Source organism: Alteromonas sp. ABH4_454 (genome assembly GCF_056311775.1).
Map to the genome: position 1 here is coordinate 3,740,910 of NZ_CM149972.1, position 11,943 is coordinate 3,752,852.

General features: G+C 44.5%; 10 protein-coding genes. 2 read left to right on the forward strand and 8 right to left on the reverse strand.

Annotated features, from left to right (window positions below; translation table 11 throughout):
- Nucleotide 1 precedes the first annotated feature (1 nt).
- The 4 genes from lspA to murJ form a co-directional block, all read right to left on the reverse strand.
- Nucleotides 2-550, reverse strand: a complete 549-nt coding sequence (lspA, locus tag ACYX4W_RS16385) for a signal peptidase II (protein WP_474805768.1) — start codon at nucleotides 548-550, stop codon at nucleotides 2-4.
- Nucleotides 543-3,362, reverse strand: a complete 2,820-nt coding sequence (ileS, locus tag ACYX4W_RS16390; protein ID WP_476073866.1) for an isoleucine--tRNA ligase — start codon at nucleotides 3,360-3,362, stop codon at nucleotides 543-545. The genes lspA and ileS overlap by 8 nt, the downstream gene beginning before the upstream one ends.
- 269 nt (nucleotides 3,363-3,631) lie before the next feature.
- Nucleotides 3,632-4,552 (reverse strand): bifunctional riboflavin kinase/FAD synthetase, encoded by a 921-nt coding sequence (gene ribF, locus ACYX4W_RS16395; RefSeq protein ID WP_476073867.1) that lies wholly within the window; start codon nucleotides 4,550-4,552, stop codon nucleotides 3,632-3,634.
- A gap of 117 nt (nucleotides 4,553-4,669) precedes the next feature.
- Complete coding sequence (gene murJ / locus ACYX4W_RS16400) at nucleotides 4,670-6,229, reverse strand: murein biosynthesis integral membrane protein MurJ (RefSeq protein WP_476075488.1); 1,560 nt, start codon at nucleotides 6,227-6,229, stop codon at nucleotides 4,670-4,672.
- A 438-nt stretch (nucleotides 6,230-6,667) separates the two neighbouring features.
- On the opposite strand from murJ, the gene rpsT reads away from it, so the two are divergent.
- Nucleotides 6,668-6,931 (forward strand): 30S ribosomal protein S20, encoded by a 264-nt coding sequence (gene rpsT / locus ACYX4W_RS16405; protein ID WP_014950134.1) that lies wholly within the window; start codon nucleotides 6,668-6,670, stop codon nucleotides 6,929-6,931.
- 177 nt (nucleotides 6,932-7,108) lie between these two features.
- Here the strand turns inward: rpsT and ACYX4W_RS16410 are convergent, their stop codons facing one another.
- The 4 genes from ACYX4W_RS16410 to ACYX4W_RS16425 all read right to left on the reverse strand — a co-directional run bounded on the left by ACYX4W_RS16410 (nucleotide 7,109) and on the right by ACYX4W_RS16425 (nucleotide 10,902).
- On the reverse strand, nucleotides 7,109-7,861 hold the full coding sequence (locus ACYX4W_RS16410) for an SDR family oxidoreductase (protein WP_476073868.1): 753 nt from the start codon (nucleotides 7,859-7,861) through the stop codon (nucleotides 7,109-7,111).
- The gene (locus ACYX4W_RS16415; protein WP_476073869.1) at nucleotides 7,861-8,988 is read right to left on the reverse strand and encodes a phosphotransferase family protein; all 1,128 of its coding nucleotides are present in this window, start codon (nucleotides 8,986-8,988) and stop codon (nucleotides 7,861-7,863) included. The genes ACYX4W_RS16410 and ACYX4W_RS16415 overlap by 1 nt, the downstream gene beginning before the upstream one ends.
- A 169-nt stretch (nucleotides 8,989-9,157) precedes the next feature.
- Entirely contained in the window at nucleotides 9,158-9,988 is an 831-nt protein-coding gene (locus ACYX4W_RS16420) for an SDR family oxidoreductase (protein ID WP_476075489.1), read from the reverse strand.
- Nucleotides 9,989-10,008: 20 nt separating this feature from the next.
- The gene (locus ACYX4W_RS16425) at nucleotides 10,009-10,902 is read right to left on the reverse strand and encodes a bile acid:sodium symporter family protein (RefSeq protein ID WP_476073870.1); all 894 of its coding nucleotides are present in this window, start codon (nucleotides 10,900-10,902) and stop codon (nucleotides 10,009-10,011) included.
- 104 nt (nucleotides 10,903-11,006) lie between these two features.
- Here ACYX4W_RS16425 and ACYX4W_RS16430 point away from each other — a divergent pair, with 104 nt between their 5' ends.
- Nucleotides 11,007-11,912, forward strand: coding sequence for a LysR family transcriptional regulator (locus tag ACYX4W_RS16430; protein WP_476073871.1), 906 nt, complete (start codon nucleotides 11,007-11,009; stop codon nucleotides 11,910-11,912).
- Nucleotides 11,913-11,943: the final 31 nt, after the last annotated feature.

An 11,943-nucleotide genomic window follows, 5' to 3' on the forward strand; every position in this document is an offset into this window, starting at 1 on the left:
ACTACTTAATGGTTTCGCTACTTTTCGTGCCGCTTGCTTGCACGTCAGCGCTTTTTTCTTCACTTCTTTTATCGCCATTTTTAAACATGTCGATTATGAGTAAAGCCGCGCCTATAAATATGGCGCTGTCGGCTATATTAAACGCAGGCCAGTGATAATTGTTTACGTAAAAGTCTAAAAAATCGATGACATAACCGTGAACTAAACGGTCGTAAACGTTTCCTAATGCACCACCTAAAATAAAGGCAAACGCAACGGGCAGCATTTTTTGCGAACGAGGTGACTGCTTCAGCCACCACAAAATCACTACACTTACTACGACAGCGATGGCAGTGAAGAACCAACGCTGCCAACCACCTGCATTTTCTAGAAAGCTAAATGCGGCGCCGTAATTATGTACGTAAGTAAAGTTAAAAAACGGCAGTACCTGTATAGACTGATACAGTGACATACTGTCGATAACCGTGTACTTACTCCATTGGTCGAGGATAAACGCAATCGCGCTTATCCATAAGAAACGCAACCCCGTTTCGCGAAAAAGCTTAGGCATAGTGGCGCTCTTCTCCATCACCGTCAATGTTTGTCACACAGCGACCACATAACTCTTCGTGACCTTCATGCGAGCCTACATCTTCACGGTGATGCCAGCAGCGCACACACTTTTCACCGCTTGCTTTATTAACGCTTAGCCATAAACCTTCAACGTCTGTGGCTTTCGCGTCAGACGGAGCTTCATCGACTTTGGTTAGCGAAACGCCCGACGTAATAAGCACGAAGCGAAGCTCGTCTTCTAGTTTAGCCAGTACGTTGTAAAGAGACTCGGTAGCATAAAGCGAAATGCTCGCTTCCAGTGAGCCACCTAGTTCGCCATCTTTACGCGCCTGCTCCATCGCCTGGTTTGCCGCGTCTTTTACGCTTAGTACTTGATGCCATAGAGCATCGTTAAACGTATCGCTTTGCGTGAAGTTATTAAACCCTTCGTACCAGGTTTCAGTAAATACAAACTCACTACGCTCGCCAGGTAAGGTTTCCCAGATTTCCTGTGCAGTAAAGCTAGTAATAGGCGCCATCCAGCGAACCAAGGCTTCAATGATGTGATACATGGCCGTTTGGCATGAACGACGGGCCAGCCCATCTGCTTTAGCTGTGTACTGGCGGTCTTTAATCACGTCTAAATAGAATGAGCCCAGTTCAATTGAACAGAAGTGCGTAAGCTTCTGTGACACTACTAGCAAGTCGTAGTTGTCATACGCCTCGATAAGCTCTTCTTGAAGTGCCTTGGCGCGAGCAACAATCCAGCGGTCAAGGGCGACCATATCGTCTTCTGCAACCGCGTCTTTAACCTCAAACCCATTAAGGTTTGCAAGCAAGAAACGTGCGGTGTTACGCACGCGGCGATAGCCATCTGCAGCACGCTTTAAAATTTCATCCGATACAGCAATTTCACCGCGATAATCGGTAGATGCTACCCAAAGACGAAGGATGTCTGCGCCTAATTTGTTAGTCACTTCCTGAGGTGCCACAACATTACCTACCGACTTCGACATTTTTCTGCCGTGAGCGTCTACCGTAAAGCCGTGGGTTAGCACTTCTTTATACGGTGCGTGACCGTGCATGGCTGTTGATGACATAAGCGAAGACATAAACCAACCGCGATGCTGGTCGGAACCTTCAAGGTATAAATCGGCTGAGGCCGGAATATCGTCGCGACGGTCTACAACAAAGTAGTGCGTTACGCCTGAGTCAAACCAAACGTCTAGGGTATCAGTCACTTTTTCGTAGTTGTCTAGCTCGTTTCCAAGCAGTGCTGCATCATCGAGGTCCCACCACGCTTGAATGCCTTTAGCTTCAACTTCTTGTGCCACCTTTTCCATCAATGCTGCAGACTCAGGATGAATTTCACCAGTAAGTTTGTGCACATACAATGGAATAGGCACGCCCCACGTACGTTGACGAGAGATACACCAGTCTGGACGACCTTCAACCATTTTCTCAATGCGGTTTTGACCCCAGTCTGGGATCCACTTGGTTTGCCTAATTTGTTCAAGTGATTCAGCGCGAAGGCCTTTTTTATCCATGCTTACAAACCACTGAGGCGTAGCGCGAAAAATAATTGGCGTCTTATGGCGCCAGCAGTGCGGGTAGCTGTGCTCGTATTTTACGTTTAAGACGAGGTTGCCCTTCTCCTTTACCGTTTCGATAATTTCATCGTTAGCTTTAAATACAAACTTGCCTGCAAATAACGGGGTGTTTTCAAGGTATACACCATTGTTACCTACCGGATTATAAACTTCGATATCGTATTGCTTGCCAACGTTGAAGTCGTCAACACCATGGGCAGGTGCGGTGTGTACACAGCCAGTACCAGATTCTGTAGTAACGTGGTCGCCTAGAATCAGTGGTACTTCAATGTCTAAGAACGGGTGATTAACGTTAAGCTTATCAAGTGCTTCACCGGTACAGGTTGCCACTTCACGGAAATCTTCTACGCCGTAACGGTTCATACAGCTTTCAAGCAGGTCCTGCGCTACTACCAACCATTCGTTTGATGGCTGAACTTCAACAATTGCATAAGTAAGTTCAGGGTGTAAGCTAATTGCACGGTTGGCAGGTAACGTCCACGGCGTGGTAGTCCAAATAACAACACCCGCTTTGTGAGCGGTTAAATCAGCTTCAGACACGCCAAACGCTTCTGCAATAGCCGCCACATCAGCCACGGGGAACTTAACGTCGATTGCCGGTGATACTTTGTCTTTGTATTCAACTTCTGCCTCAGCAAGTGCAGAACCACAATCTGTACACCAGTGAACAGGCTTAAAACCTTTTTCTAAATGGCCTGAGTCAACAATTTTGCTTAATGCACGAATGATGTCGGCTTCAGATTTGAAGTCCATGGTTTTGTATGGGTTATCCCATTCACCAAATACACCTAAACGTTTAAAGTCAGCCATTTGGCCGTCAATTTGCTTTTGTGCATATTCGCGACACTTTTGGCGAAATTCAGCCGCAGTAACTTTCTTACCTGGCTTACCAACTTTCTTTTCTACCATCAATTCAATCGGCAGACCGTGACAGTCCCACCCTGGAACGTATGGAGAATCGAAGTCAGAAAGGTTTTTCGACTTTACAATAATGTCTTTAAGAATTTTGTTAACCGCGTGACCAATGTGAATATCGCCATTCGCATAAGGAGGACCATCGTGAAGAATAAATGGCTTTTTGCCTTTTTTCGCTTCACGAATTTTGCTGTATACCCCTTTTTCCTGCCAGTCTTTAAGCATTTTCGGCTCGCGCTGAGCAAGGTTACCGCGCATTGGGAACGCAGTTTCTGGAAGGTTCAGTGTGGCTTTGTAATCACTCATAAAATTGTATTATCCGGTTACCTTAATTTTCACCCAATGCACTAACACATTGTGAAGGCGATATTCATTTTGCGATGTTCAAATTAAAACGCTGATTGTAAAAGGTTCAACGTAAAACTGTGTGTCGTTCTCACTAGTGCAAGGCCGACGTTATATGTTCTAGCAAAGTAACTTGCTTACGCGTTTCGCGAACAAGGATCCACGTTTAAAAAATCGAGCGCAATAAAACTAATACGCGCAGAAACTTTTCGTGACTTTATCACGTTTAACTATGCTAATAACAGACGCGCTTGTGCTGCATCTGCTTGGATTTGATCTTTCAACGCTTCAAAAGAATCAAATTTAATTTCATCTCTTATTTTTGCCATCGGAAACACCGTAATGGGCTTGCCGTAAAGGTCAGATGACAAATCAAAAATATGGACTTCTAACTGGTTTCTTACCCCGTTAACAGTAGGACGGGTACCAATGTTCGCAACGCCGTTATAGTGTTTTCCATCTACGTCAACACGTACTGCGAACACGCCGTGAATGGGCGTTTTTTGGCGTTTTAGCATGACATTCGCGGTGGGAAAACCAATGGTGCGACCTTTTTTCTCGCCGTGAACCACCCTGCCGTGAATAGCAAACGGGCGCCCTAGCATTTCGGTAGACAGACCAAAATCGCTGTCAGCCAGGGCTTCTCGCACCGCGGTAGAGCTTATTCGATGGGCATGCATGGTAAAACTGTGGGTGCTTACTACTTCGAAACCGTAATGGCGACCTGCCGCCTCAAGCATTTCGAAATCCCCTTTGCGACCATTGCCAAAACGGAAATCGTCGCCAACAACAAGAAATTTAACACCCAGTTTGTCCACCAATAAATCGTGGACAAACGTGTCGGCACTTTGTTTTGCAAACTCAGCGTTAAAGCGCACAGCAAGCAGTCTGTCGACACCTTGTTGGCGCAGCAATTCGTACTTTTCACGAAGAGGGCTAATACGCGCTGGCGCCTTATCAGGCATAAAAACTTCTTCAGGCTGCGGTTCAAACACCATCACGGTGGCAGGAAGTGATAGCGATTTCGCTTTTCCAAGCACATTAGCTAGCACAGCTTGATGACCACGGTGTACACCATCGAACTTACCGATAGTGAGCACACACCCTTTGTGATGAGGTTTTACATTGTTTAGCCCGCGGATAAATTCCACTGTTAGCCACTACCTTTTAACTGCTAGAAATTCAAAGCTCGCGATTATAGCCGACCACGAGCACAATACCAAGCGCGTGCACATTCCCGCTCAGCGTCCTTTCACTACCTTTAAAATTTACTCGCCACCGCTTCTGAAATGCCTAGGGCGCATGCCCAATACTACCATGGTGGCCATGAACAGTATGACCGACAGCGAAATGGTTATTCCTACTTCTAACATTTGGGCGGAAAGCGATAAATCAAAGAAAGCTAAGCCTTGATCGCGATAATAAATAAGCCCGCCCATCGCTGCACTTGCAATTACCACCCGCGCTATAAACAGAACCGACGTGCGGCTAAGCGCAAACACTCCTTGACGATGCAGCGTTATGTAGAGCAAAGCGGCGTTGAGCGTCGCAGACATGCTAGTTGCAATAGCTAATCCTACATAACCAAAAGGTATAGCTAGGACTACGTTAAACACCATATTAGCGACCATACACCAGATGCCAAATTTCACCGGCGTTTTGGTGTCTTGGCGAGAGTAAAAACCTGGCGCAAGAATTTTAACCAGCATAAAGCTTAGCAAGCCAAACGAGTACGCGGTAAGCGAATAAGAGGCCATAATAGCCGTTTCAGCAGTAAAGGCTCCGCGTTGGAAGATAACAGTTAAAATAGGTCTTGCCATTACGCCGAGCCCTACTGCAGCAGGAATGCCCAATAAACACACCATGCGAAACGCCCAATCGATATTCGCGGCAAACGCTTTGGGGTTGTTACTTACGTGATTTCTAGACAAGGTAGGTAGAATTACCGTTGCGATGGCGATACCAAACAACCCTAGGGGAAATTCGAGCAGCCTGTCAGAATAGTACAACCAGCTTATTGAACCGGTCACTAAAAAGCTGGCGATAAAGGTATCAAACAGCAAGTTAATCTGACCTACTGACACACCGAACAATGCAGGGAGCATCAAGGTACGTACTTTAACCACATTTTCGTCGTGCCAGCCCCACTTTGGTTTGGCTAAAAGCCCAGCCCTGAACAAAAACGGTAGTTGAAACACGAACTGAACAATACCGCCGATAAACACGCCCCAAGCTAGGGCGTAAGCGGGTTGCTCCAGCGTAGGTGCTAAGTATATTGCACATGCGATAATGCATACATTAAGTAAAACGGGGGTAAAAGCGGCAACCGCAAATTTATTGAGCGTATTGAGTATCGCCCCTGCCAAGCCAGTCAAAGAGATAAATGCTAAATAGGGAAAGGTAATTTTCAACATGGTCGAGGCAAGCACAAATTTGTCGCCGGCTTCATCGCCTTCCAGCCATGCCATAAACCAACCGGTACCAAACAGGGCTGCCAAAACAGGTGATGCAATAACACCAATAATTGACACCACAAACACGATAGCGCCCAACGTACCGCTAATTTTTGCAACAAATTCTCGTAACTGCTTTTTATCGTCGTTTTCGTGAACCTCGGTTAACACCGGAATAAACGCTTGCGCAAATGCGCCTTCAGCGAATAGACGACGTAAAAAATTGGGAATTTTGTTGGCAAAGAAAAATACGTCTGCGGCTGCCCCATCGCCCATAAGCTTGGCAACAACAACATCACGTACTAGGCCTAATACTCTCGAGACCAAGGTCATAATACTGACGATAAGACCAGATTTTATTAACTTCCGTGACACGTCACACTTCCAATAAGAGATAAAGAATAGGCTGAACAGCAAACGCTTTTTTAAAGAGTGATTAAAGGCGTCCGCTCCAAGTAAAGAGGCAACAATAGGTTGCGAGCGAGCCATAATAGCGAAAGCCTATGGTCTACGAAACGATTTATTCAAAATAGTTGTGCACCTTTATGGACTTTCTTGCTATAATCCGCGCCCGATATGGGGTGCTGTTGTTTATGCATGTCTATCGCTTAAATGTCCTGAAAGAATTCCGTTACAGATATCTTTCAAAAAATTTCGCAGAGAATGTGCAACGTGTTGAGCATACTTTGTGTTCAATAGCTTGCGCGTTTTAACGCGGAACGATTTAAGTTTTAAATCGTTTGACATTTGGGCGTTTGGTAGGCACAATCCGCACCCTCGTTTTTGACATGAATTTATTTTGGGAGTTACACCTTGGCTAACATTAAGTCTGCTAAGAAGCGTGCAATCCAAGCCGAAAAGCGTCGTCAGCACAACGCTAGCCGTCGTTCAATGACTCGTACAAGCATCAAGAAAGTTATCGCTGCAATTGCAAGCGGTGACAAAGAAGCGGCACAAGCTGCACTTACTGCTGCTACTCCAGTACTTGACAGAATGGCTACTAAAGGCTTGATTCACAAGAACAAAGCTGCTCGTCATAAGAGCCGTCTAGCTGCACAAATTAAAGCACTAGGTTAATCTTTACGATTAGTAGTAAAAAAGCGCCCTTCGGCGCTTTTTTTGTACCTGTAATTAAATCAAGGTTTATTTATTGTTTTAGAATAAACATTAGACTTACAAGTAAAAAGCCCGCCATTAGGCGAGCTCTCTCACTAGATAAAAAGTCTTTGCGCTGTGTTCACACTTTATACGCTATCAGCTCATCTTCCTTATTGAGCTAGCCGGCGCGATACGCATGATCCAGTGAAGAATTGCCCAAGGCCAGCTTGGCACAAAAGCGTTCGCCTTCTCTTTATTAATTGCATTGACCATAGCGCGACAGCCCACATCGGTATCAACAATAAATGGTACCTTCTCAACTTTTTCATTTATTTCACTTCGAATGAAACCAGGATGAATGCAGGTGACATTAATCGGCGTATTCATTACATCCATTCGAATGCCCTCAGTCATAGACGTTAGACCTGCCTTCGTAGCTGCGTAAACGGTCATAGCACGTCTAAACCCGCGCACAGCACTTATAGATGAAATCGTTACTAAATGACCACTATTTTGCGCCCTAAAGATAGCCATAGCCGCTTCACATTGTGCTAGCGCCGACACAAAGTTAGTCACCGCCGTTTGCTTGTTAGCGTGGAAATACCCTGTGCCAATTGACGCGCCCTTCCCCATCCCTGCATTCACGATGACTCTATCGAGTGTTCCCATGTCAGCTTTGAATGCGTCGAACACTTCAAAAACCGCATCGTGATCATTTACATCAAGCGAGCGAATATACACGTCAATGTTTGGGTTAATTGAAAGTAATTCGTCTTTCAGTTTTTCTAAGTTCTCAAAGCGCCTTGCACATAGCGCTAAGTTACAGCCCTGTTTGGCAAACTCAATCGCCATTCCCTTGCCTAAGCCGGAACTCGCGCCCGTGATCAGAATATTGCGTCTTGTTGTCATTATCGTTTTCCTGATGCTTTGATGGCCTTATTACAGCGCCACATTAAGTAATGAATGAAGATCCAAAAGTTTTTAAACGCTGGATTATTGGTTTGCTTGTGGTGATAGCGATAGTAAATTTGCTGGGCAATACCGGCTAAACGGAAAAGTCCATAAACCTCATAGAAAGCAAAATCTTCAACATCTATCTCCATTTCTTTGCAGTAATACGCCACAACTTGTTCACGAGTGAGCATTCCCGGTAAGTGAGTTGGCTGACGACGTGTTGATTGCGCTAAAAAGTCATCATCAGCTTGCACCCAATACGCCAAGGTATTGCCTAAGTCCATAAGCGGGTCACCTAAGGTGGCTAGCTCCCAATCTAACACACCGATGATTTGGGTATAGTTATCAGGCTTTAACACCACGTTATCAAACCGGAAGTCATTGTGCGTTATACAAATGCGTTCTTGGTCAGGCATGTTGTTCTCTAGCCAACGCATAATTTTTTTACCCGAGGGGACATTCCAAGTTTTCGCTTTACTATAACGCTCACTCCACCCGCTTATTTGCCGCTCTATGTACCCAGCACCTTTCCCCAAGTGCTCAAGCCCCGCTTTTTTATAATCAACTTTATGAAGTTCAATTAAACTATCAAGTACATTAGTGCAAAGCTGCTTGGTTTGCTGATCTGTTGTCTCTAAACCTCTGGGTAAGTTCTTTCGTGGTATCACGCCAGTAAACTTTTCCATTACGTAGAACTCAGTGCCTAATACGCTTTCATCTTCACAGAGCCCGAGCATTTCTGGCACATACCGGTAGACAGGCTTTAGCGCGTGCTGTAATCGATACTCTCGCCCCATATCGTGAGCCCCTTTGGCTTTTGTACCTGCTGGTGCCCTACGCAAAATTAATGACGTTTGTTCGCTCTGGTTTTGATCGCTGCTTTGATAGTCCAAGCAATACGTCCAATTAGACGCGCCACCGGAATACTGGGTTACTTTAGGTAAACTATCGCTACTTTGTATAGCGGCTGACAATGGATTCGAGGCACTAATATTTTCCTTAAGCCAATTGTGTACAGCGCCGACGTCTAGCTCTTCTCCTGCTCGCACGCTATCCGCTTTATCTACTACCTGTTGTTGCATATATCGTTCTTCTTTTATTTTTGTATTAAACGCTTATTCAAAGCTAGTTATTGGTACGCATTTATTCGAAACTAATTTTGTCTTTCGCAGCTCATCACCTAACTCATATTAGCGAGTGGTAACAAGGTTTCTGGCAATAAGGCGCTAACAAAAAGCCTGTTTTTATTCTTTAATTGTGCTTTTCCATTGCTCGTTTCATCGTTTTAGTTTGATTGAGCATATTGCTTATATAGCGCTGCGTGGGTAACAACTTTTTCAATAAGAACGCACGTTTGCCTAACTTGTGAGTGAGAATAAGAAACTTCCCTTGACTGACTTGCTGATATATTGACTCTGCCACCTCTTCTTTAGTCATATCTGCCTTAGCGAAAAACTTGTTGATCATCTTATGCGAGGCTGGATTGCTACTTCGCATCGACTCATCTAAATTCGTTTTAAAGAAACTAGGGCAAACCACACTAACATTTATATTGTCTGGTGCTAGTTCCAACTTCATGGTTTCTGAAAACGATACTACAGCGGCTTTTACTGAGTTATAGCTTCCCATATAAGGAATAGGTGTTAACCCTGCTTGCGAGGCAACATTGATAAAGTAACCACTGCCTTGCTTTCGCATTAAAGGTAAAAGGGCACGACTTACTCTTACCATGCCTAACACGTTAATATCGAATACCCACTGCCACTGATCGATAGTTTCGTCTAAAAGACTACCGCCCGTAGCGACCCCAGCGTTATTAAACACATAGTCCACGCCTCCCCAGCGAGTTTCGATAGTTTGCGCTAGGGCTTCAACATCATTGTCAGAGGTTATATCGCAGTGAACATAAAACGCATTTGCACCTTGTGCACAAAGCATATCTACCGTTTCAACGCCCCTTTCTTGGTTAATATCGGCAACACAGATATTTATATCTTTATCTTTGCTTACCCATTTTTCCGCCCATTTTAGGGCAATGGCCTGACCTAAGCCGGTAGCACCACCGGTAATTAATAAACGCATCATGTAGTTCCTACTTTTTATTATTTCACGAGTATTTTTGGCGTTGTTTTTACAGCTATTTTTGCATTTCGTTTTGCCCACAGAGCTAATAATGCAGGACCGATGTACATGGCTATACCGTAAACGCCTGGAGCGATGGCATAGTCAGGCGCTTGTAAAAAAGTAATGCATATGAGCATGGCAAGAGCCGCGTTTTGTACGCCTATTTCAATAGCAAGCGTAAGCGAGTCTTTAAATGCTAGGTTTGAAAGCTTAGCAAGCCCGAGGCCTAACAATACCGATAATAAATTTAACGTTAAACATATCAAAAACGCGCTTTCGAAGGACGCGGCTAAATTATTTCTTTCAGAAACCAGAACGCCGACAATCATGAGCAACATGAAATACATCGAAAACTGCCGAAAAAAGTTCTCTGTTTTCTTGGCAAACACCAGATAAAATCGACGAATTGTCATGCCAATAACGACCGGTAGAATCGACACGCCGACGAGCCCTATAACGGTTTGGATAATAGAAAATTCTGGCGCGTTTTCTTTTACAAAGTAATCAATCGCAAATTGAATAATAAATGGCGTGGTGAACACGCAAGCAATGGTTGAAATTGCGGTTAGGCTAACTGAAAGGGCTAGGTTGGCTTTTGCAAAATGGCTGATTAAATTACTGGTAGTACCGCCAGGGCATGCTGCCAAAACCATTACGCCAACAGCAATATAGTCAGGCACACTAAACGCAATACATAAACTTAAAGCTAGCAAAGGCAACAAGATAATTTGACCGATAAAGCCTGTTATTACCGCCCTAGGCGCTTTAATCAATCGGGCAAAGTCAGCAAGGGTCAGGGTTAGCCCCATGCCAAACATCACAAGTGCCAACGCTAGAGGTAACAACACCTCGGTAAGTACAGATGCCTGCATGCACACGCCCCTTACAAAAGAAACCTTTTATTAACATTTAAGCCAGTGTACCCTGTTTAACAATAAATAAAAATGATGCCTTATTATGGAAATCCATAAATATTATGCATGGAAAAATAGATTTTAATTTATTCGTAGTGCTACGTGAGGTCTATGAACACGGCAGCATTACTAGAGCCGCCAATGCGCTGCATATTACTCAGCCTGCGGTAAGTCATGCGCTCAGTAGGCTACGAGAAAAATTTGATGACCCATTGTTTACGCGCCATGGGCGACAAGTAGTCCCTACCCCGTTCTGCCAAGGCATCATTACATCGGTCGTGACATCAATTGAAACCCTTGAAAATACCTTAAAAGGCAAAGTGGACTTTGACATAGGTGATAAACCACGCACAGTTAACCTTGGAATGCGTGATATTTTAGAATCTATATTTTTTCCAACGTTAATTCCTGAACTTGTTCAAAACACGCCTAATATCACGGTAAATAGCAGGCAAGTAACCTGGCCCGAACTTGCCCCGGCACTTACTAACAAAGAGGTCGATATTGTCATTGATGCCCTCGTTCCTACCAGCAGTGAGATACGTTCTCAGTTTATCTGCGAGGAAACCTTCGTTGTGGTATGTGCACCAACAAATAGCTACCTAGACAACCCCAGTATTGAAAACTACTCAGTTGCACAGCATGCGCTCGTGTCTTTAAAAGATTCTAAACTAGACACCGTTGATCTCGCCCTTGCTCAACACAATTTGCATCGAAAAATATCCCTACAATGTGAGCACTACTTTGCCGCTGTTAATGTAGTGAGTCAGTGTGACCTACTGCTTACTATGCCAGCACGCTTTGCACATCAGTTTAGCGACAAATGTTATATCGAGACTTTGCCACTTCCGTTTGAAGTACCTCCTCTTCCCGTGCACATGTACTGGCACAAAAATGCCGATGATGATTTAGTAAATATTTGGATGCGGGAGAAGCTTTTAGAAGTAGCAAATAAATTGGGGCTATAAAAAAGCCGATACACTAAGGTATCGGCTTATA

Bases quoted from the DNA above. Each gene is read 5' to 3' on its own strand.
- lspA (WP_474805768.1), bottom strand. From the start codon at position 550: ATGCCTAAGCTTTTTCGCGAAACGGGGTTGCGTTTCTTATGGATAAGC.
- ileS (WP_476073866.1), bottom strand. From the start codon at position 3,362: ATGAGTGATTACAAAGCCACACTGAACCTTCCAGAAACTGCGTTCCCA.
- ACYX4W_RS16410 (WP_476073868.1), bottom strand. From the start codon at position 7,861: ATGACAACAAGACGCAATATTCTGATCACGGGCGCGAGTTCCGGCTTA.
- ACYX4W_RS16415 (WP_476073869.1), bottom strand. From the start codon at position 8,988: ATGCAACAACAGGTAGTAGATAAAGCGGATAGCGTGCGAGCAGGAGAA.
- ACYX4W_RS16420 (WP_476075489.1), bottom strand. From the start codon at position 9,988: ATGCGTTTATTAATTACCGGTGGTGCTACCGGCTTAGGTCAGGCCATT.
- ACYX4W_RS16425 (WP_476073870.1), bottom strand. From the start codon at position 10,902: ATGCAGGCATCTGTACTTACCGAGGTGTTGTTACCTCTAGCGTTGGCA.
- ACYX4W_RS16430 (WP_476073871.1), top strand. From the start codon at position 11,007: ATGCATGGAAAAATAGATTTTAATTTATTCGTAGTGCTACGTGAGGTC.